The following is a 20250-nucleotide window of genomic DNA, read 5'->3' as shown; positions in this document are numbered from 1 at the left end:
CCAGCCGGCACCGACAGCCCCAGGAGTCCGGCTCAGTACCCGCGGTACTGCTGGCTGTTGTACGGATCCTGATAGGGAGCCGGGGCCGGCCGGGGAGCCGCGGGGCGCATCGCCTCGTAGCCCGCGGGGGCCGCCGGACGCGGCTGCTGCGGCTGGGGGCCGGGGTAGCCGCGCGGAGCGGTGGCCTGCTGTGGGATGTACGCCGCGGGCGCCTGCTGCAGCGGGGCGGGCTGCTGCGCCTGCGGATAGCCGTAGGCGGACTGGGAGGGGGCTGCCGGAAGGGCGGGCAGCGCCGATGGGAGGGCGGGCAGGTTGCTGCCCGGCATGTCGTACTGGGCGGGGACCCGGATCGGGGCGATCTGCGGGGTGCCCCGCTCGGCGACGAGCCTGTCGTAGATCGGGGTGTCCGGGAAGGAGGCGGAGTAGTAGCCGCCGCCATAGGTGGAGCGGGGGGAGGTCATGCCACATAAGTTAAGCCAACGATGTGCTCGTTGGGGAGACCGATAAGAGGGTTGTTTTCCGTGTCCGCAGTGACCCGGGATCCCCAATGCGAGCGAACTCGCCAAAAAGGGGCGGCGAACGAGGCCTTGATCGTGTAAATGCCGAGCTCCGGGCGGGTTACCTGCGGTCGGCCGCCGGTCTTCGTGGCGGTCGTGCGGGGGACTTCGCCGTGGCGAGCAATTAGGTTGTGCGCACGAAACTCGACGGACGGCCGGGACGGGCCTGGATCGGCGACACGCAATGGGGGCGGACATGCAAATGCTGAAAGGTTCAAATACTCCGGTGCCGGCCGCCGCGTTGCGGGTGGAATTGGGATGGCGGGCCGGAGCGGGCGTGCCCGACACCGACGCCTCCGCTTTGCTGCTGGTGAGCGGGAAGGTCCGTTCCGACGCGGACTTCGTCTTCTACAACCAGCCCGCGCACTCCTCCGGCGCGATCCGGCACGAGGGCAAGCGCACCACCGACGGCCGGGTGACCGACACGCTCCTCGTCGACCTCGCGCGCGTGGAACCCGCCATCGAGACCGTCGTCCTCGCCGCATCGGCCGACGGCGGCACGTTCGGGCAGGTCCCCAACCTGTACATCGAGGTCCAGGACGCCGCCCAGGGCACGCCGGTAGCCCGTTTCGACAACCCCGGCGCCACCACCGAAACCGCTTTCGTGCTGGGCGAGTTCTACCGTCGCCAGGGCACCTGGAAGTTCCGCGCCGTGGGCCAGGGCTACAGCAGCGGCCTCGAAGGCCTGGCCACGGACTACGGCATCACGGTGGACGAACCGCAGCAGGCGGCACCGTCCCCCGCCACGGCACCGTCCCCCGCCGCGGCGCCGCCCGCAGCCGCGTACGTCCCCCCGTCCGTGCCGCGGTCCCCGGCGCCGCCCCCACCCGCCGCGCCGCCCACGCCCGTCCGCCTCACCAAGGTGACGCTCACCAAGGCGGCCCCGTCCGTCTCCCTCACCAAGCAGGGCGGCACCTCCGGAGCGCTGCACGTCAACCTCAACTGGGAGGTGCGCAAGCAGTTCTCGGGGTGGAGCAGCAAGTTCGGGCGCCCGACCGCGATGCACTCCGACCTCGACCTCGACCTGTGCGCGCTGTACGAACTCACCGACGGCAGCAAGGGCGTCGTCCAGGCCCTCGGCAACAGCTTCGGAGCGCTGCACCGGCCGCCGTACATCCACCTCGACGGTGACGACCGCACCGGCGGCGTGTCGAGCGGTGAGAACCTCACCGTCAACCTCGACCACAAGAACGCCTTCCGGCGCATCCTGGTCTTCGTCACCATCTACGAAGGCGCCCGTTCCTTCGCCGATCTGCACGCCTCGGTCACGCTCCAGCCGCAGCACGGGGCGCCGATCGAGTTCTCCCTCGACGAGTGCACGGTTCCCTCGCTCGTGTGCGCGCTCGCCCTGATCACCAACACCGGAGGCGACCTGGTCGTGCAGCGTGAGGCGCGCTACCTGGTGCCCGAGCGCGGGGTGAGTCCGCAGCGGACCGTCGACCACGCCTACGGCTGGGGCATGAACTGGACCCCCGGCCGGAAGTGATCCCTGCCGCTGCCGTCAGCCCTCGTCGGGCAGGGCGTCCGGGCGGGCGTAGGTACGGCCCTTCCAGGCCGCACCCCGTCCCCGGTAGTGCTGCACCGCCGAGTCGACGGTCATGAGGAGATAGAGGAACGCCGTGAAGGGCAGCAGCGGAGCGAGCCACAGCGGCTGCCGGTAGTAGCGGAGCATCGGGACGTACGTCCCCGCCATGACGAGCCACGCGAGACCGCCGAGGACCGCCGTCGGCGGGCTGCCGGCGGCGAGGCCGGTCAGGACCGCCGCGGGCGGGACCAGATACACCAGCGCCAATCCGGCGACCGTCCCGGCGAGCAGCAGGGGGCTGTGCCGCAGCTGGGCGTACGCGCTGCGCGAGACCATGCGCCACAGGTCGTGCAGGCGCGGATACGGCCGCACGCTGTCCACGCGCTCGGCGAGCCCGAGCCAGACGCGGCCGCCGCCGCGCTTGACGGCCCGGGCGAGCGCCACGTCGTCGATCACGGCGTGCCGGATGGCGTCCGGAATCCGTACCCGCTCCGCGGTCTGCGCCCGCAGCAGGACGCAGCCCCCGGCGGCGGCCGCCGTCCGGCCCGCCGCGGCGATCCTGCGGAAGGGGTAGAGCTGCGCGAAGAAGTAGACGAACGCCGGCACGACGAACCGTTCCCACACGCTTTCCACCCGCAGCCGGGCCATCTGGGAGACGACGTCGTATCCACCGGAACGGGCCGCCGCCACCAGCTGGCGCAGACTGTCCGGAGCGTGCGCGATGTCGGCGTCCGTCAGGAGGAGGTACTCGGGATCACGCGCGCGTGCCAGCCCGATGCCGTGGCGCACCGCCCACAGCTTGCCGGTCCAGCCCGCCGGAGGCTCGCCCGGAGACTCCACCGTCAGCGGCAGCCCGCCGTGCCGGCGTGCCAGCTCCAGCGCCAGATCACCGGTGCCGTCCGAGCTGCCGTCGTCGACGAGGAAGATCTCCGCCCGTCCCGGGTAGTCCTGCAGGAGCAGCGGGGGCAGCGCGGCGGGCAGCACGGTCGCCTCGTCGCGGGCGGGGACGACGACGCACACGGACGGCCACACGTCCGGTTCCGCGCGCGACGGCAGTCGCACGTCGGTGCGCCAGAAGAAGCCCTGACAGAGCAGCAGCCACAACCAGGCGAGGAGTGATCCAGCGGCAGTCCACACAACGGCGCTCACGGGCGCAGTCTGCCCCACCGGCGCTGCCCCGGACGGCTCATCGTCTATCGTGATCGGGTGAAGATCGCGCTCATGGATTCCGGAATCGGTCTGCTGGCGGCCACCGCAGCGGTACGACGGCTGCGCCCCGACGCCGATCTCGTGCTCTCCCTGGACCCCGACGGCATGCCGTGGGGCCCGCGCACCGTCGAGGACCTGACCGAGCGCGCCCTGGCCGTCGCCGAAGCCGCCGCAGCGCGCCGCCCCGAGGCCCTGATCGTCGGCTGCAACACCGCGACCGTGCACGCGCTGACCGCCCTGCGCGCCCGTCTCGAACCGGAGCTTCCGGTCATCGGCACCGTCCCCGCGATCAAACCGGCCGCGGCGGGCGGCGGCCACCTCGCCATCTGGGCGACCCCGGCCACCACGGGCAGCCCCTACCAGCAGAACCTGATCAAGGACTTCGCCGGTGGCGTGCCCGTCACCGAGGTGCCCTGCTGGGGCCTCGCCGAGGCCGTGGAACGCGCGGACGAGGCGGCGATCGACGCGGCGGTGTCCGCGGCCGCCGCCCTCACCCCGGACGAGGTGACCACCGTCGTCCTCGGCTGCACCCACTACGAGCTGGTCGCCGAGCGCATCCGGGCCGCCGTCCAGCGACCCGGCCGCCCACCCCTCGTGCTGCACGGCTCCGCCGGAGCGGTGGCCGCCCAGGCCCTGCGCCGCCTCGGCCGGCAGCCCGCGCCGGGAGCCACCCCGCACGGCACGCTCACCGTGCTGCTCAGCGGACGCGAGGGCACGCTGCCCGCCCCCGCCCTGGCGTACGCCGAAGGGCGTCTGCTGCAAGCGGTCACGCCCGCTAGCTGACCGGGGAACCGGTCACCGAAGGTCACCGAGGGGCCTCGGCCAGCCGGGTCGGCGTGACGCCCGCCCGGCGCAGTCACGCTCCGCCACGAGGTACCAGCGGAGCGAAACCTGAGTACCCTCAAAGACATGAGGGACCACCGCCACGGCGACAACGCCCCCCACCCGCACACGGACGTCTGGACCGGCCGTGCCACGAACCGGGTGCAGTGGCTGCTGGCGCTCGTGGGCGCCGCCTGCATGGCGCTCGGCATCGAGCTGGCCGTCGACTCGGCCTGGACCTCCGGCATCGCCCCGCTGGTCATGGCCGTCGTCGGCTGCATCGCCGCCGGGCTGCTGGTCCTCTTCGGAACGCTCGCCTTCGTGCACGTCGCCCTGCGAGTCGACGAGGAACACCTCGAGGTGCGCTGCGGTCACATCGGCGTGCCCCGCCGCCGTATCCCGCTCTCCAACGTGGCCGGCGCCACGTACATCTCCCATGTCACCCCCCGCCACTGGGGCGGCTGGGGATACCGGTGGCGGCCGGAGAAGGGCACCGCGGTGGTCGTGCGACGCGGCGAGGGCGTCGAGCTCGAACTGTGGGACGGGCACACCTTCACGATCACCGTGGACGACGCGGAGACCGCCGTACGGGTGATCGAGGCACGGCTGCGGCCCACCAAGCCGGGCGCCCCCGCGCACTGAACCGCCGGGATCCCGTCACCGACTGTGATCACCCGCACTGATCACGGTCTGTGATCGCCGGACCGTGATCAAGGGCTGTGATCGCCGGTCTGTGAGCACCGGTTTGTGATCGCTGGACTGTGATCACAGGGTGGTGACGCCCGTGGCGCCGGACGCCAGGTGCCAGCCGGTCACCACGCAGGCGTGCGTCCCGCTCCGCGCGCCTGGCCTCGCGCGGTACGGTCCGACGGCTCGTCGGCGAGGGGGCGCGCCGTGGCCATGCCCGCCAGCAGGCCCGCTCCGACGGACACCGCCGTGAAGCTCAAGGCGTTGCCGACGGCGGCGATCGCCGCGAGTGCCGTCAGGGCCGCGCCCGCGGTGAGCGCCACCGGGGTCGGGCGCGGACCGCGCCACAGGGCGTACAGGACCCAGCCGAACACGGCCGCGAGCAGGGCCACCCCGACGATCCCCTGTTCCGCCGCCTGTTGCAGGGGCGCCGAGTGGGGCTTGTCGTCGGACAGCAGGGACTGGGCGGACGTCGAACTGAGCTCCCCGAAGCGGCCCGGGCCGGCCCCCAGCAGCGTGTCGTCGCCCAGCAGCTGCCATGCGTCCTGCCACAGCCGCACGCGATGCGTCGTCAGCCGCCCCTCCAGAGCCGCCACGAAGCCGCCCGGTACGGCCCGCGCGGCAACCGCCCAGACCGCACCGATGACCAGGGCGGCGACCGCGGCCAGAACGGCCGTACCGGCGCCGCGGTGACGGGTGCGGCCGGCCGCCAGCGAGCACAGCAGCACCGCGAGGCAGGTCGCGAAGCCGCTGGTGGAACCAAGCACGGCCGCAAGCACCGCGGTTCCGGCGGCCAGCAGACGCAGGGCGAACCGAACGGCCGGTACCGGCGTGGCCCAGGCCGCGCAGCACGCCGCACCGGCCGACAGTGTCAGTACGGCGGCGGTGGCCCCCGCATGCCCGAGCGGTGCGGCGATCTGCGGGCCCGGCGCGAGGTGGGGAACGGCCACCGTCAGCGCGATGCCGGACAGTGCCCCGGCGAAGGGCGCGCCGACGGGCAGCAACGCCCCGCCGATCCGTCCGGCGGCGTATCCGGCGGCCACGGCCAGCACCGCCAGGAGCACCCCCTCGGGCCTGCCGTCGTGCACGGCCGCCGTGACCAGTGACCAGGCGGCACAGGCGCCCAGCACCACGACACCGGCCGCGTCAGAAACGATTCGTCTCTCGCCGTCCGCGTCCGGCCCGGACGCAGACGTCATCCCGCTGGAACCCACCCCGCCCCGCCCCCCGGCGCACCGTCGCCCCCGACTCGTGAAGACCCCCGTCGTCACGGGCCGCCACGGGCCGCACGACTGAGGCTGGGCACACCGTAACGGCTGGTGGACGGTTTGAGGATGTGTCGTGACGAAATGAACAGGGAGTCCGCGGTGCATACCGCGCTGTCGGCTCCCATGTCACGCGCCTTACACTCCGGGAGTGACCGTCACCGCAACCTCCGTCGGCGAGTCGGACCAGCTGGAGCCGCGGACCGCGCCCGGGGCGCGGACGTGGGCCCGGCGGCTCGTCCGTCTCGCTCCGGCCGCCGCAGCCGCGCTCTCCGGCCTGCTCCTCTACGTCTCCTTCCCGCCCCGCACGCTGTGGTGGCTGGCGCTGCCGGCGTTCGCCGTCTTCGGGTGGGTGCTGCGCGGCCGCGGCTGGAAGGCGGCACTCGGCCTCGGTTACCTCTTCGGCCTCGGTTTCCTGCTGCCGCTGCTGGTGTGGACCGGGGTGGAGGTGGGGCCGGGCCCCTGGCTCGCCCTGGTGGCGATCGAGGCACTGTTCGTCGCCGCGGTCGGCGCGGGTGTCGCGGCCGTGTCCAGGCTCCCCGGCTGGCCGGTGTGGGCCGCGGCGGTGTGGATCGCCGGCGAGGCGGCACGCGCGCGTGCGCCCTTCAACGGATTCCCCTGGGGCAAGGTCGCCTTCGGACAGGCGGACGGAGTGTTCCTGCCGCTCGCCGCGGTGGGAGGCACCCCCGTGCTCGGCTTCGCGGTCGTCCTGTGCGGCTTCGGACTGTACGAGGTCGTCCGGCTGGCCGTGCGATGGCGGCGGACCGGTGAGGTACGGCGTGCCGCGGCGGCCATGGGCCTGCTGAGCCTGGCAGTCCCGGCCGTGGGCGCCGTCGCGGCCCGGCCGCTCGTGAGCGACACGGCCGAGGACGGCACCGCCACCGTCGCGGTGATCCAGGGCAACGTGCCCCGCGCCGGCCTCGACTTCAACTCCCAGCGCCGGGCCGTACTCGACTACCACGTGCGCGAGACGGAGCGCCTGGCCGCCGAGGTCAAGGCCGGAAAGGTCGCGCGACCCGACTTCGTGCTCTGGCCGGAGAACTCCTCCGACATCGATCCCTTCGCCAACCCCGACGCCCGTGCCGTCATCGACGCCGCCGCGAAGTCCATCGGCGTGCCCGTCTCGGTGGGCGGCGTCGTGGAGCGGGACGGCAAGCTGTACAACGAGCAGATCCTGTGGGACCCGGTGAAGGGCCCCGTCGACACCTACGACAAGCGCCAGATCCAGCCGTTCGGCGAGTACCTCCCGCTGCGCCGGCTCGTCGGGGCGATCAACAAGAACTGGACGGAGATGGCCCGCCAGGACTTCAGCCGGGGTACCGAGCCTGGCGTGTTCACCATGGACGGCGCCAAGGTCGGCCTCGTCACCTGCTACGAAGCGGCCTTCGACTGGACCGTGCGCTCCGAGGTCACCGACGGCGCCCAGATGATCTCCGTGCCCAGCAACAACGCCACCTTCGACCGCAGCGAGATGACCTACCAGCAGCTCGCCATGTCCCGGGTGCGCGCGGTCGAGCACAGCCGCACCGTGACGGTACCCGTGACCAGCGGCGTCAGCGCCATCATCATGCCGGACGGCAGGATCACCCAGAGGACCGGCATGTTCGTGGCCGACTCCCTGGTACAGAAGGTGCCGCTGCGCTCCTCGCAGACCCCCGCCACGCGACTCGGCATCCTGCCGGAGATCGCCCTCGTCCTGGTCGCGGCCGGCGGCATCGGCTGGGCCGTCGGCGCCGGGTCGCGCGGGCGACGCGCCGGTGACGTGTGACCGTACGCCCGTCGCACGCCGTTTGAATCGCACCGGGGCGCCCTGAGCGGCCCGTTAGGGTCGACGGCATGGCTACTCCCGACTTCATCCGCACACTCCGTGCCTCGGCCGGTCACCAGCTGCTGTGGCTCCCCGGTGTCACCGCCCTCGTCTTCGACGACGAGGGCAGGGTGCTGCTCAACCGCCGTGCCGACACCCGCAAGTGGTCCGTGCTCGGCGGCATCCCCGACCCCGGGGAACAGCCCGCCGCCTGCGCGGTGCGTGAGGTCTACGAGGAGACGGCCGTACGCTGCGTCGCCGAACGGGTCGTCCTCGTCCAGGCTCTGGAGCCCGTCACCTACGAGAACGGCGACACCTGCCAGTACATGGACATCACCTTCCGCTGCCGGGCCGTCGGCGGCGAGGCTCGGGTCAACGACGACGAGTCGCTGGACGTGGCCTGGTTCGACGTCGACGCGCTGCCCGAGCTGAACGAGTTTGGCGTACACCGGATCAAGCAGGCCCTGTCGGACGCCCCCACATGGTTCGACCCCACTGCCTCCGGCTGAACTATGGGGCGTGACCACATGGGGTGGGGTGTCGGCGCTGCCTAGGGTCGAACCATGACCGCGCCCCGTGCCCTCCTGGCCCTCCACGCCTCCCCACTCGACCTGGGCGGCCGCACCGCGCTCGTCACCGGCGCCGCCGGCGGCATCGGCCGTGCCTGCGCGCTGCGGCTCGCCGCCGCCGGAGCCAAGGTGAGAGCCGTCGACCGGGACGCGGCGGGCCTGGAGACCCTGGCCGGCCAGGGGCACGGCCTCGCCGGCACGGTGGAGCCGCACTTGCTCGACCTCACCGACCTGGACGCCGCCGAACTCGCCGCCGCGGGCACCGACATCCTCGTCAACAACGCCGGGATCCAACTGGTGCGGCCCATCGAGGAGTTCCCGCCCGAGGTCTTCCACACGGTGCTCACCGTGATGCTGGAGGCACCCTTCCGGCTCATCCGCGGGGCCCTGCCCCACATGTACGGACAGGGCTGGGGCCGCGTGGTGAACGTGTCCTCCGTGCACGGGCTGCGCGCGTCGGCCTACAAGTCGGCCTATGTGGCGGCCAAACACGGGCTGGAGGGACTGTCCAAGACCACCGCCCTCGAAGGAGCGCCCCACGGTGTCACCTCGAACTGTGTGAACCCCGCCTATGTGCGCACCCCACTGGTCGAGAAGCAGCTGGCCGACCAGGCGCAGGCACACGGCATCCCCGAGGAACGCGTCCTGTCCGAGGTGCTGCTGCAGGACAGCGCCGTCAAACGGCTCATCGAGCCGGAGGAGGTCGCCGAGGCGGTGGCGTATCTGTGCAGCCCGCAGGCGTCCTTCGTGACCGGTAGCTCGCTCGTGCTCGACGGCGGCTGGACCGCCCACTGAACGGCCGGACCCGTCGGCCCGGGGGAGTTGTCCACAGGGCTGACGGGGCGGCCCGACCATGGTGAATCCTGTGAGCATGTCCAGCGATCACGTGCAGTCCGCCGAAATGCCGTTCCTCGAGCTCCTGGCCCGCGGCGCGTCGGCCGACGCCTATGAGCAACCGGAGCTGCTCGCGCGTGCCGAGGGGCGCCCGGCGGAGTGTATCGCCGCGCTCCGGCAGGCCAAGCCGCTCGCCCTGCGCGTACGCGCCGAGCTGGAGGGACGCCGCCGACGCGAGGCCGAGCTGTCCGCACTCTTCGAGACCGCCCACGACCTCGCCGGGCTGCGCGACCTCGACGCCGTGCTCCGGGCGATCGTGCAGCGTGCCCGCTCGCTGCTGGGCACGGACGTCGCCTACCTCAGCCTGCACGACACGGAGCGCGGCGACACCTACATGCGGGTCACCGAGGGCTCGGTCGCGGCCCGGTTCCAGCAACTGCGGCTCGGCATGGGGGAGGGGCTCGGCGGCCTGGTCGCACAGACGGCGCGTCCCTATGTCACCGACGACTACTTCAAGGACGACCGTTTCCAGCACACCCTCACCATCGACGCGGGCGTGCGGGACGAAGGACTGGTGGCCATCCTCGGTGTGCCGCTGACGCTGGGGCACCACGTCATCGGCGTGCTGTTCGCCGCGGACCGCCGCGCCCGGGTCTTCGAGCGGGAGCAGATCGCCCTGCTCGGCTCCTTCGCCGCCCTCGCCGCGGCCGCCATCGACACCGCCAACCTGCTCGCCGAGACCCGGTCCGCCCTCGCCGGCCTGGAGCGGGCGAACGAGATCATCCGGGACCGCAGCGGTGTCATCGAGCGCGCCTCCGACGTGCACGACCGGCTCGCCGAACTCGTCCTGCACGGCGGCGGGGTGCACGACGTGGCCGCCGCGGTCTCCGAAATCCTCGACGGGACGGTCGAGTTCGCCGAGGCCGCAGCCGCACCCGCCGGTGCCCTGGAGAAGTCCGGCGCGCAGGGACACGCGGTGCTGCACGAGGACGACTGGATCGCCGCCGTCGCCGCCGGCGGCGAAGTGCTCGGAGCCCTGGTACTGCGCGGGCACCCGGGGCTCGACCCCGTAGACCAGCGCACCCTGGAGCGTGCCGCGATGGTCACCTCCCTGCTGCTCCTGGCCCGCAGATCCGCCGCCGAGGCCGAACAGCGCGTGCGCGGTGAGCTTCTCGACGACCTGCTCGACGCCCGCGCCCGCGACCCTCGCCTGCTGCGGGAACGCGCGGCCCGGCTCCACGCCGACCTCGACGCCCTCCACGTGCTCCTGGCCGCGCGACTGGAGAGCGACGCCACCGACGCCGACCAGGAGGCCGACGCCCGCAGACGCCTGGCTGCGGCGGCGTCCCACCTGGCCGCCACCCGTCACGGCCTGGCCGCCGCACGCGACGGAGGCACCGTCCTGCTGCTGCCCCTCGGTCCCGGCGACACCGGCACCGATCTGGCCCGCCGCGCCGCCCGGCACCTGGGCACGGCGGTCCACGCACCGGTCACCGTAGGCGCCTCCGCACCCGCCGAGGACCTCGCGACCCGCCCCGAGGCCGTGGCCACGGCCTACGCGGAGGCCCGCCGCTGCCTCGAAGCCCTGCGCGTCCTCGGCCGCTCGGGGGACGGCGCAGCCGCCGAGGACTTCGGGTTCCTGGGACTGCTCCTGGCCGGCGACCGGGACATCCCGGGCTTCGTCGACCGCACCATCGGCGAGGTCGTCGCCTACGACCGGCGGCGCGGCACGGAACTGCTGCGCACCCTCGACGCGTACTTCACGTGTGGCATGAGCCCCGCGCGCACCAAGGACGAACTGCACGTCCATGTGAACACGGTCGCCCAGCGCCTGGAGCGCGTCGGGCGCCTTCTCGGCGACGACTGGCAGAGCCCGGCCCGGGCCCTGGAGATCCAGCTCGCGCTGCGCCTGCACCGCTTGTCGGCGCCGGCACCGCATTGACCCCAGCGCAGGTGTTCGAGCCTTCGGTCTGCGGCGGTGCCGGTATCGCGGTCTGGCAAAGGCGCGGCTACAGCGTCAACTCACCGCCACCGCTATGACCTCTTCACCGCCTCAACGCCTGGTGGGCCGGTACCCGCACATCCCATCTGGCAGCCCTGAGGCCGGCTGGGCAGAACTCGTGCGCTGAGCACTCCCCCACGTCGTTCTGCGGGAGGCGGCCCAGAGGTCTCTCACTCAGGCCGTCCGGCGAAGAAGCCCGCAAGGGAGGACGCGAGCTTTTCCGGAGCCTCTTCGGCCACGTGGTGCCCGGAGTCGATGCCATGGCCGCGTACGTCCGTTGCCCACTGCCGCCAGATCTTCACCGGGTCCCCGTACAGGTCCTCGAGGTCGTCCCGGAGCGACCAGAGGATCAGTGCCGGGCACCGGATCTGTGTCCCGGCGGCGCGGTCGTCTTCCTCGTGCCGCCGGTCGATGGTGAGGCCGGCCCGGTAGTCCTCCAGCATCGCCCGCACCACGTCGGGATTTCTCGTGGCGGCGCGCCACTCGTCGTAATTCTCCTGCCCCATGCTCTGGGGATCACCGTGGTACCAGCTGTCCGGATCGGCGTTGATGACCCGCTCGGGAATGTCCGGCTGGGCGAAGAAGAACCAGTGCCACCACTGCGTGGCGAAGTCGACCGTGATGCGGGACAGATGCTCGGTGAGGGGCAGACAGTCGATCAACGCCACCCGCGAGACCGCGTCGGGGTGATCGAGCGCGAGACGCAACGCGACACTGCCTCCGCGGTCGTGCCCGGCGAGAGCGAACCGGGCATGGCCGAGGGAACGCATCACCTCGACCACGTCACCGGCGACGGCCCGCTTGGAGTACCCCGTGTGGTCCGCGGTAGGCGCCGGGCCGGTGGACCGGCCGTACCCCCGCAGATCGGGACAGACCACCGTGAAACCCTGCCGGACGAGGAGCGGGGCGACGCGATGCCAGGTCGCAGATGTCCGGGGATGGCCGTGCAGCAGCACCACCGGCGGCCCCTCCCCGCCGAAGCGAACGAAGATCGATGCTTCATCGACCTCAACCCGCCTGGTCTCAAAGCCCTCGAACAAGGTCCGAACCTCCCGCCCTCGTTGACACACCGCCCACGGCACCTATCGGCCCAGGACAACGCCGCTCTCGCCCACGAGGACCACCGGGCCGACCGGCTGCGCAAGCTGGCCCCTTCGCCGACGAGTGCTAACCCGACACAGCCTTCCTCATGCCCCGCGGTGCCGTGGACACAACTGGCTGATCGGCCAACGGTGTCATGGGATGTGCGGGGGCCAGAGGTCACGGGTCCCGGTCAGGCGGTGCGGGCGTCCTCCGCGGCGGTGTCCTTCCGGTCCGCCTGTCGGTCGGTGGGAAGCACGGCGTCGGTCAGGTCCCGGTGCCGTGTCTCCTCGGCGGCCGCCACCGCGACGACGGTGAGCACGGCGGCGGCGATGACGTACAGGGCGATCGGCGTGGAGCTGCCGTAGTCGGACAGCAGAGCGGTGGCGATGAGCGGGGCGGGCGCGCCCGCCGCGACCGACGCGAACTGCGCGCCGATCGAGGCACCGGAGTAACGCATCCGCGTCGCGAACATCTCGGAGAAGAACGCGGCCTGGGGCGCGTACATCGCCCCGTGCAGGACCAGCCCGACGGTGACGGCGAGGATCAGGTTGCCGAAGCCGCCGGTGTCGATCAGTGAGAAGAAGGGGAACATCCACAGCCCGACACCGACCGCACCCATCAGATACACGGGCCGGCGGCCGATCCGGTCGGACAGCGCGCCCCACGCCGGGATGACCGCGAAGTGCACGGCCGAGGCGATCAGCACCGCGTTCAGCGCGGTCTGCTTGGAGACGCCGGCCGAGGTGGTGGCGTAGACCAGGATGAAGGCGGTGATGACGTAGTAGCTGATGTTCTCCGCCATGCGCGCCCCCATCGCGACCAGGACGTCACGCCAGTGGTGCCGCAGCACGGAGACGAGCGGCAGCTTCTCGGCATCCGCCGCCGCGTCCGCCTTGCGGGCCTCGGCCTGGGCCAACGCCTCCTTGAAGACGGGTGATTCGTCGACAGACAGACGAATCCACAAACCGACGATCACCAGCACCCCGGAGAGCAGGAACGGCACCCGCCAGCCCCAACTGCCGAACGCGGCGTCCGACAAAAGGGCCGTGAGCAGCGACAGCACACCGGTGGCGAGGAGTTGCCCCGCCGGCGCGCCGGTCTGCGGCCACGACGCCCAGAACCCGCGCCGCCTGGCGTCCCCGTGCTCCGACACCAGCAGGACGGCGCCGCCCCACTCGCCGCCGAGCGCGAACCCCTGGACCAGCCGGAGCACGGTGAGCAGCACCGGCGCGGCCGTCCCGATGGAGGCGTGCGTCGGCAGCAGCCCGATCGCGAAGGTCGCCCCGCCCATCAGCAGCAGACTCAGCACCAGCAGCTTCTTACGCCCGAGCCGGTCGCCGTAGTGCCCGAACACCAGCGCGCCCAGGGGCCGGGCGGCGAACCCGACGGCGTACGTCAGGAACGACAGCAGGGTGCCGACGAGCGGGTCGGAGTCCGGGAAGAACAGCTTGTTGAACACGAGCGCGGCGGCGGAGCCGTAGAGGAAGAAGTCGTACCACTCGATGGTGGTGCCTATGAGGCTGGCGGCGACGATGCGTTTGAGGCTGGCGGGGGGTGGGGATGCGGTCGCGGGGAAGGACATCAGCACCACTTCCTGCTGTTCGGCGGGGACGTTTGTGTGTCGCCACACCGTAGGAACGTGCAGGTCAGAGGCGTATGTGGTGGGACACCATAGTTCTGGGCGTTGGAGTGCGCGTGCACACCATGGAGGTGCTGACGGGGCGTGGTTGATGGCCCCAATGAGGCCACGAAGAGTGCTGTCTGACTTGCGCTGCTCGGGCACGATTTGGGAGGTGCCGTGCTGACTTGGTGCTGACTACGCTGCGTTGAACCCCTCCATCTGTGGCGGAGCGGACAGGTGCCGCCGGTTGGCCGGACATGGAGGGGGCTTGCGGACGGGCTTCGTCGTCCGAACGCCGAGTCGGGTGCTGGAGAAGTGCAGTTGACTGCGACCGCGCGATCCTGCGCTCGGCAACGTTGTTGCGAGCGTGCTGCCCCGTACATGCAAGCGCCGTATCGGGGGCTGGAAGTGTGACGCTTCAGTTGGCGAGGGCCGTTGAACCGTTCTGTTCCCTGTTCAGCTTGTGGGGCTACTTGCCGCTGTCTCGGGGGCCTGGCATGACAGGCCGCTCCCGCGGAGGCAGGGGCCTCTTGCGCAGCCCGCAGGCGGGACACGCTCACCACGTCGGGGTGGGCCCACGGTGAGAACGACGCACAGGTCATCGTCAGTCACCATCGCCGACCACCGTCTCGCGTGGCACGCTCCCTCCAGGGACGCCGGACGGCGAGGATGACGAGTCATGACGATCGTTTTCCGGGTGCCCGCCGGTGGTGCGGAGCGGGTGGGGTTCGCCTACTCGCCGGCGATGGAAGCCGTACTGAGCCTTCATGTGCTGGTGGAGCCCAAGCACCACCCCGTCCAGCACGGCTGGGTGCGTGCGATGCGCAAGCTGTCACCGGCGCTGAAGCGGGAGATCGAGGCGTTCTCCTACGCGGTGCGCTCGTACTTTCCCGAGTTCCTCTTTCCGCGGCCGACCGGTGGGCTGGCGGACTTCGGCAGCGAGCTGGCCGGCCTGCGTATGGCGGACCCGGAGTTGGTCCGGCTGGAGTTCGCCGTCCCGCTGCTGTCGCCGTGGCCGGGCGGCGGCGAGGGCAGGGATCCTCACGCGCTGCGGGAACCGGACGTACGCGCCCTGCTGCGGGAGCGTCTCGCGCGGGAAAGCGATGAAGCGATGGCCGCGATGCTCCTGGACGACCCCCGCGCACTCCTCGAAAGGTTCCTGAGCATGCTGGAACGCTACTGGCGGGAGGCGTTCGAGGAGGAATGGGCCCGGATCGAACCGGAACTGGCCGCCGGGGTGAGCGAGGCCGGGCACCAGATCGAACAGCGCGGCCTGTACGGCATGCTCCGCGGCCTGTGGCCGGAGGTGCGCAGCGACCGGCAGGCCGAACGCTTCTGGTTGGAGCGCCCGCACGACCATGAGGTCGTCATCGGCCCGGACGACACCCTGCTGCTCGCCCCCAGCGCGTATGTGTGGCCGCACGTACGCGTCAACTGCGACGGCCCCTGGCCCCTCGGCCTCGTCTTTCCCGTCTCGTCGATCGCCCGGGAAGCCCGCCCCAGAATTCCTCCCGCACAGCTCGTCGGCATGCTCCGCGCGCTCGCCGACGACACCCGCCTGCGCGCCCTCCGGCTGATCGCCGAACGCCCGCGCAGCACCCAGGAGTTGGCCCCACTCGTCGGCGTCAGCGAGGCAGCCCTCTCCAAGCACCTGCGCGTCCTGACGGACGCTGGCCTGCTCGAACGCCGCCGTGAGGGCTACTACGTCCTGTACCGGCTTCTGCCCGGACAGGTGGCTGGTCTCGCTCCCGGCCTGGAGAGCTTCCTGCACGCCACCGACCCCATTGATTAGCCATCTGCCTAATAAGTGGATGAGGTGCCCGACGAGATCTGACAGTGGCGGCATGTCACTGCTCAGGGACCGCGATTTCCAGTTTCTCTTCGTCGGCCAGGCCGTCTCACGCTTCGGCGACGGCCTGTACACCGCCGCGACCGCCTGGCTGGCCTGGTCGCTGACGAAGGACCCCACGGCCGTCGCCGTAGTCAGCGTGTCCGCGTTCGCGCCCGCGTTCCTGGCCACGTTCGTGTCCGCCTCGTACGCCGACCGTTACGACCGCCGCAAGCTGATGATCGCCACCGATCTGGCCCGGGTAGCCGTGGTGGCGGTGGCCGCGTTGCTGCTGTCCCTGGGTCTACTGGACCTGTCCTTGCTCGTGGTGACCACGGCGCTGCTGGCCCTGATCGGCGCCCCGTTCGCCCCGGCCCGCAACGCCATCGTCACGCAGATCGTCCCGGCCGACCGTCTGCAACAGGCCAACGGGCTGCTGCAAGTCGCCTTCCGGGCCGCCTTCTTCGTCGGCCCGCTCCTGCTCGCGCCGCTGCTCGCCTACGGCTCCATGCTGGCGGCTCTGGTGGTCAACGGCCTGACCTTCCTCGGTTCGGCGGGCGCCGTGGCCGCCATCCGCGTGACCCGCCCCGTCCCGGCCGCCGGCCAGCCGGGCCTGTGGGCCGATCTCGCCGCCGGACTCAAGGCCGTGCGGGCCGCACCCGACGTGCTCGTGGTCATCGTGACCTTCGTGCTCGCCCTCGCTCTGACCAACGGCTTCCTGACGGTGGGGCTGGTCGCCGTCGTGGGGCAGGGCGGCCGCTACGGCCTGTTGCTGGGCGTCGCCGGTGTCGCAGAAGTGGCGGGGGCACTCCTGCTGGCCGGCCTGCGGATGCGCAGACTCGCATGGGCGGCGGTGCTGGCCTGGGCCCTGCTCGGAATCTTCCGTGCGCCGCTCGGGATCGTCACCTCCACTGCCGGCGCCGCAGTGCTCCTGATCGCCACCGGGCTGGCCTCGGCCCTTACGGACATCCCGCTGATCGCGCTGGTGCAGCAGCGCGTACCGAGCCACCATCTGGCGAAGGCGTTGGGTCTGTGGGAGGCCGGAGTGGCGGGAGCCCTGGCCGTTTCTCCCTTCGTGGCCTCGACCACCATCGCACTCACCGGAGTCGAGGACGCCTTCCTCCTCTCGGGCGCCGCCCTCGTCGGTCTGGCCATGACCGCCGCGCTCACCCTGGCCCGCACAGCCAGGGCACGGCGGCGCGGACAAGTGCGCATCGGCCTGTCCGGTTCCGAGGCCGAGCAACGGGCAGTCGCGCCGGAGTCCACCCGATGACTGCCCCTCCGCTGTCGTCCAGCCAGCCTCGATTGCGGACGGCCTGCCGTGAGTGAGGCCGGCCGCACCGGTCGTGAGTCGTCCGCGCTGAACCCGCCTTCCGCGCCGCCGCCTTCCCGGTGCATGCGAAGACGGTGCCGCCCTGCGACTTCGTGACATCTTGCACGACGGCCAGGCCGAGGCCGAGGCCCGCCTGACCTCCTGGCAGTCCCGCACACCCCGGCCCTCAGCAGTCTTCGGATCACGGTGCCGGGGACAGGGACCGGCCTGGGTCTGACGATCGCGGTCGGCCGACACGCCTCCTGGGCGCCCGCCTGACCGTCACCGCCCTCGCCCAAACGGCCGGCGACACTGCCGGCCGGGCGCCCGCTGGGCCACGGCTCCCTACGACAGCCGCCAGGTCACCGCCACCGTCTCCGGCGGCCCGGCCGAACTGGACCTCGCCCACACCACGCTGACCGGCCTGACGACGGACCCCGGTCGGCAGCAAGGCTGTACCGGCGGCTTACCGGCACCGCTTTCCTCGGTGCTGTGACAGAGCCCCGGGATGACGAGAATCAGACGCCGTAGGGGTTTTCGATGATGTAGACCCAGTCCCCCTCGGTCGTCCTCTTCATCACCTCGACCGACTTTCCTTCCACGGTGCCGCTCTCGCTCGTGATCCGCCAGGGCACCTGGACCATCGCCAGGTCGCCGTTCTGATGGATCGACGCGGCCCCCATCTCAAAGGTGCCGGGCGAGGCGAGGTAGGGCTTCAGCGCTTCCTTGATGCCTTCTCTGCCGTAGACGGGCTGCTGTCCGGGTCCCGGTACGAACATGGCGTCTTCGTCGAACAGGGAACCCAGTCCGTCGAGGTCCTGGTCCTTGAGGTACTGGGCGAAGCGCTCGTGCACGGTTTCCGGTGTCATGTTCTTTCCTTTTCTTTTCGTTTCTTCGTTGCGGACGGACGGACGGACGGGCGGGTCGGCTAGAGGCCGATCTGCGTGAGCCGTTGACCGGTGGGTGCGCGGCGTCAGCCCCAGAAGCTGCTGGGCGCTGTCGTACGCGCTGATGGTGTTGTCCGGCACGGTGGCGAGGTCCGCATGCAGTGCGGTGACCGCAGCCGCTCCCGCGTCTCCGGCGGCGTTGACGGAGCGGGCCGGTGCGCCGGCGGCACCGGGTGAGGTGTCATCGGGTGCGGGGCCGGCAGGGTGACGGGCCGGCCCGGGATGACGAGAATCAGACGCCGTAGGGGTTGTCGATGATGTAAACCCAGTCCCCCTCGCTCGTCCTCCTCATCACCTCGACCGCCTTTCCTTCCACGGTTCCGTCCTCGCTCGTGATCCGCCAGGACGGCTGGACCATCGCCAGGTCGCCGTTCTGATGGACCGACGTGGCCACCACCTCCATGGTGCTGGGCGAGGCGAGGTAGGGCTTGAGCGCTTCCTTGATGCTTTCCCTGCCGTAGACGGGCTGCTGTCCGGGTCCCGGTACGAACATGGCGTCTTCGTCGAACAGGGAACCCAGTCCGTCGAGGTCCTGGTCCTTGAGGTACTGGGCGAAGCGCTCGTGCACGACTTCCGGCTTCATGTTCTTTCCTTTTCTTTTGGTTTCTTCGTTGCGGACGGGCGGGTCGGCTACAGGCCGATCTGCGTGAGCCGTTGACCGGTGGTGCGCGGCGTCAGCCCCAGAAGCTGCTGGGCGCTGTCGTACGCGCTGAAGGTGTTGTCCGGCACGGTGGCGAGGCGCTCATGCAGTGCGGTGACCGCAGCCGCTCCCGCGTCTCCGGCGGCCTGGAAGGAGCGGGCCGGTGCGCCGGCGGCGGCCCTGGGTGAGGTGTCAGCGAGTGTGCGGGTCGGGCAGGGTGAGGGGCCGGCCCGGGGTGGGCCAGTGCAGCGGGACGCCGGCGGCGTCGAAGACCTGCTGGACGTGGCCGCGGTCCTCTGTGTAGTGCGCCCAGCCCTCGGCGTGCACGGCCACCACGAGGGGGTCGCCGAGCAGGCGGCGGGCCTCGACGGCCTGGACCGCGGTCAGCGACAGTCGTATGTCACCGAGCTCCTCGAAGCCGGCCGCGCCCAGGTGCAGCAGCGCCACGTCGACGCGGTACCGGCCGGCCAGGGCACTCATCGCGTCCAGGTCGACGGTGTCACCGGAGACGTACACCGTCGGTGCCGAGCCGTCGTCGGTGTGCAGGAGGAAGCCGGTGACCGGACCGGTGATGGCCTCGGTGCCGACGGGACCGTGGCGGGCGGGGACCGCGGTGATGTTCAGCGGCGTGCGGCCCGGCGTCGACAGGGTCCGGGTCTGCCAGGGCTCCAGGCCGACGGCTGCGCCCCCGAGATCGGTGGCGCCGGCGACGGTGGTGAACACGTTCGAGGCATCGGAGGCCACCGTACGCCCGGCGGTGTCGAGGTTGTCCAGATGCCCGGTGTGGCTGACCACGACGGCGTCGAGAGCGGGCAGTTGCGAGGGCTTCAGCGCCGGGTCGGCGGTCTTGCGCACCAGGACCGGGCCGTCCTGGTACTCGGTGCCGGCGGCGTCGAAGGTCGGGTCGGTCAGCAGCGTCCAGCCGGCCAGGCGGATCAGCGCGGTGGGGCCGCCGAGCACCGTCACGGTGTTCGCGTCACGGGTCACGGCATCGTCGGTTACCACAAGTACTCCTTGACGATCAGCGGTTGGCTCACTCACTCTGACCGAGTTACTTTCTCGTGGGAAGTACATACCTTGAGGTGAGGTGAGCACGTGCAGGAAAGCACGCGAGGCAACGTCCGTAATCCCGCCTGCCCCGGCAGGCAGCTGTTCGACCTGGTCACCGCCCGGTGGGCCGCGCTGGTCCTGGTGGATCTCATGGAGGGCCCGCAACGCTGGTCCGAGCTGCGCCGGCGGGCCGGCGGCGTCAGCGACAAGATGCTCGCGCAGACCCTGCGCGACCTCGAAACCGGCGGACTGATCACCCGCACCGTGCACGCCGACCGCCCACCGACGGTGCAGTACGCCCTGACCGACCTCGCCCGCGGCGCCACCGCCGCACTGCAACACCTGCAGAACTGGGCCGAAGAACACACCAGCGACTACGCCCACCGACACACCCACACCACCCGCCCGAAGCCCTGAAAAGGCAGGCTCGGTGCACACGTCACCGTGCTTCCACCGTATGAGCGAGCGCCCTGACCAGCATGAACCGCGTGC

Annotated in this window: 18 protein-coding genes; 10 read left to right on the top strand and 8 right to left on the bottom strand. The window is 71.4% G+C overall.

Going from position 1 to position 20250, the window contains the following annotated elements; all coding sequences use genetic code 11:
* Positions 1–32: 32 nt before the first annotated feature.
* Positions 33–461: a DUF6643 family protein gene (locus ACFY5B_RS20970; protein ID WP_362246813.1), complete on the bottom strand. Its 429-nt coding sequence runs from the start codon at positions 459–461 to the stop codon at positions 33–35.
* Between the two features lie 298 nt (positions 462–759).
* Between ACFY5B_RS20970 and ACFY5B_RS20965 the strand changes: the two genes are divergently transcribed.
* Positions 760–2043, top strand: coding sequence for a TerD family protein (locus ACFY5B_RS20965; RefSeq protein ID WP_389971635.1), 1284 nt, complete (start codon positions 760–762; stop codon positions 2041–2043).
* A gap of 15 nt (positions 2044–2058) precedes the next feature.
* Here the strand turns inward: ACFY5B_RS20965 and ACFY5B_RS20960 are convergent, their stop codons facing one another.
* A complete protein-coding gene (locus ACFY5B_RS20960; RefSeq protein WP_389971299.1) occupies positions 2059–3249 on the bottom strand; it encodes a glycosyltransferase in 1191 nt (396 codons plus the stop codon).
* Positions 3250–3288: 39 nt separating this feature from the next.
* On the opposite strand from ACFY5B_RS20960, the gene ACFY5B_RS20955 reads away from it, so the two are divergent.
* On the top strand, positions 3289–4074 hold the full coding sequence (locus tag ACFY5B_RS20955) for a glutamate racemase (RefSeq protein WP_389971297.1): 786 nt from the start codon (positions 3289–3291) through the stop codon (positions 4072–4074).
* Between the two features lie 126 nt (positions 4075–4200).
* Positions 4201–4755, top strand: a complete 555-nt coding sequence (locus ACFY5B_RS20950; RefSeq protein WP_389971295.1) for a hypothetical protein — start codon at positions 4201–4203, stop codon at positions 4753–4755.
* Between the two features lie 170 nt (positions 4756–4925).
* On the opposite strand, the gene ACFY5B_RS20945 is transcribed toward ACFY5B_RS20950, so the two are convergent.
* Positions 4926–5999: an O-antigen ligase family protein gene (locus tag ACFY5B_RS20945; RefSeq protein WP_389971293.1), complete on the bottom strand. Its 1074-nt coding sequence runs from the start codon at positions 5997–5999 to the stop codon at positions 4926–4928.
* 217 nt (positions 6000–6216) lie between these two features.
* Here ACFY5B_RS20945 and lnt point away from each other — a divergent pair, with 217 nt between their 5' ends.
* The 4 genes from lnt to ACFY5B_RS20925 all read left to right on the top strand — a co-directional run bounded on the left by lnt (position 6217) and on the right by ACFY5B_RS20925 (position 11217).
* Positions 6217–7833: an apolipoprotein N-acyltransferase gene (lnt, locus tag ACFY5B_RS20940; protein WP_389971291.1), complete on the top strand. Its 1617-nt coding sequence runs from the start codon at positions 6217–6219 to the stop codon at positions 7831–7833.
* A 68-nt stretch (positions 7834–7901) separates the two neighbouring features.
* Positions 7902–8381, top strand: a complete 480-nt coding sequence (locus ACFY5B_RS20935; protein WP_389971289.1) for an NUDIX domain-containing protein — start codon at positions 7902–7904, stop codon at positions 8379–8381.
* Positions 8382–8435: 54 nt separating this feature from the next.
* Positions 8436–9236, top strand: a complete 801-nt coding sequence (locus tag ACFY5B_RS20930; RefSeq protein ID WP_389971287.1) for a 3-hydroxybutyrate dehydrogenase — start codon at positions 8436–8438, stop codon at positions 9234–9236.
* Positions 9237–9312: 76 nt separating this feature from the next.
* Positions 9313–11217, top strand: coding sequence for a helix-turn-helix domain-containing protein (locus tag ACFY5B_RS20925; RefSeq protein ID WP_389971286.1), 1905 nt, complete (start codon positions 9313–9315; stop codon positions 11215–11217).
* Positions 11218–11447: 230 nt separating this feature from the next.
* Here ACFY5B_RS20925 and ACFY5B_RS20920 read toward each other — a convergent pair whose 3' ends face one another.
* Both ACFY5B_RS20920 and ACFY5B_RS20915 read right to left on the bottom strand, forming a co-directional pair.
* Positions 11448–12317 carry an alpha/beta fold hydrolase gene (locus ACFY5B_RS20920; RefSeq protein ID WP_389971284.1) on the bottom strand — a complete coding sequence of 290 codons (870 nt, stop codon included), beginning with the start codon at positions 12315–12317 and terminating at the stop codon, positions 11448–11450.
* 233 nt (positions 12318–12550) lie between these two features.
* Complete coding sequence (locus ACFY5B_RS20915) at positions 12551–13942, bottom strand: MFS transporter (RefSeq protein ID WP_389971633.1); 1392 nt, start codon at positions 13940–13942, stop codon at positions 12551–12553.
* 718 nt (positions 13943–14660) lie between these two features.
* Here ACFY5B_RS20915 and ACFY5B_RS20910 point away from each other — a divergent pair.
* Positions 14661–15773 (top strand): DUF5937 family protein, encoded by a 1113-nt coding sequence (locus ACFY5B_RS20910; protein WP_389971282.1) that lies wholly within the window; start codon positions 14661–14663, stop codon positions 15771–15773.
* A 52-nt stretch (positions 15774–15825) separates the two neighbouring features.
* Positions 15826–17082, top strand: a complete 1257-nt coding sequence (locus tag ACFY5B_RS20905) for an MFS transporter (protein ID WP_389971280.1) — start codon at positions 15826–15828, stop codon at positions 17080–17082.
* A gap of 557 nt (positions 17083–17639) precedes the next feature.
* Here the strand turns inward: ACFY5B_RS20905 and ACFY5B_RS20900 are convergent.
* From ACFY5B_RS20900 to ACFY5B_RS20890, 3 genes are all read right to left on the bottom strand, one after another.
* Positions 17640–18149: a YybH family protein gene (locus ACFY5B_RS20900; RefSeq protein WP_389971278.1), complete on the bottom strand. Its 510-nt coding sequence runs from the start codon at positions 18147–18149 to the stop codon at positions 17640–17642.
* 151 nt (positions 18150–18300) lie between these two features.
* Complete coding sequence (locus ACFY5B_RS20895) at positions 18301–18651, bottom strand: YybH family protein (protein ID WP_389971276.1); 351 nt, start codon at positions 18649–18651, stop codon at positions 18301–18303.
* 249 nt (positions 18652–18900) lie between these two features.
* Complete coding sequence (locus ACFY5B_RS20890) at positions 18901–19713, bottom strand: MBL fold metallo-hydrolase (protein WP_389971274.1); 813 nt, start codon at positions 19711–19713, stop codon at positions 18901–18903.
* 90 nt (positions 19714–19803) lie between these two features.
* Between ACFY5B_RS20890 and ACFY5B_RS20885 the strand changes: the two genes are divergently transcribed.
* A complete protein-coding gene (locus ACFY5B_RS20885) occupies positions 19804–20175 on the top strand; it encodes a winged helix-turn-helix transcriptional regulator (RefSeq protein WP_389971273.1) in 372 nt (123 codons plus the stop codon).
* Positions 20176–20250 lie beyond the last annotated feature (75 nt).

This window comes from Streptomyces sp. NPDC013187 (assembly GCF_042899705.1).
In the GTDB taxonomy this organism is placed as follows: Bacteria; Actinomycetota; Actinomycetes; order Streptomycetales; family Streptomycetaceae; genus Streptomyces; species Streptomyces hawaiiensis_A.
Note: the sequence above shows the minus strand (reverse complement) of the source record. Positions and strands in the feature narration are given on the sequence as shown.

What these genes read in the sequence shown, in the direction of transcription:
- ACFY5B_RS20970 (WP_362246813.1), bottom strand. Translation starts at nt 461, where the DNA reads ATGACCTCCCCCCGCTCCACCTATGGCGGCGGCTACTACTCCGCCTCC.
- ACFY5B_RS20965 (WP_389971635.1), top strand. Translation starts at nt 760, where the DNA reads ATGCTGAAAGGTTCAAATACTCCGGTGCCGGCCGCCGCGTTGCGGGTG.
- ACFY5B_RS20950 (WP_389971295.1), top strand. Translation starts at nt 4,201, where the DNA reads ATGAGGGACCACCGCCACGGCGACAACGCCCCCCACCCGCACACGGAC.
- ACFY5B_RS20945 (WP_389971293.1), bottom strand. Translation starts at nt 5,999, where the DNA reads ATGACGTCTGCGTCCGGGCCGGACGCGGACGGCGAGAGACGAATCGTT.
- ACFY5B_RS20935 (WP_389971289.1), top strand. Translation starts at nt 7,902, where the DNA reads ATGGCTACTCCCGACTTCATCCGCACACTCCGTGCCTCGGCCGGTCAC.
- ACFY5B_RS20930 (WP_389971287.1), top strand. Translation starts at nt 8,436, where the DNA reads ATGACCGCGCCCCGTGCCCTCCTGGCCCTCCACGCCTCCCCACTCGAC.
- ACFY5B_RS20925 (WP_389971286.1), top strand. Translation starts at nt 9,313, where the DNA reads ATGTCCAGCGATCACGTGCAGTCCGCCGAAATGCCGTTCCTCGAGCTC.
- ACFY5B_RS20915 (WP_389971633.1), bottom strand. Translation starts at nt 13,942, where the DNA reads ATGTCCTTCCCCGCGACCGCATCCCCACCCCCCGCCAGCCTCAAACGC.
- ACFY5B_RS20910 (WP_389971282.1), top strand. Translation starts at nt 14,661, where the DNA reads ATGACGATCGTTTTCCGGGTGCCCGCCGGTGGTGCGGAGCGGGTGGGG.
- ACFY5B_RS20905 (WP_389971280.1), top strand. Translation starts at nt 15,826, where the DNA reads ATGTCACTGCTCAGGGACCGCGATTTCCAGTTTCTCTTCGTCGGCCAG.
- ACFY5B_RS20895 (WP_389971276.1), bottom strand. Translation starts at nt 18,651, where the DNA reads ATGAAGCCGGAAGTCGTGCACGAGCGCTTCGCCCAGTACCTCAAGGAC.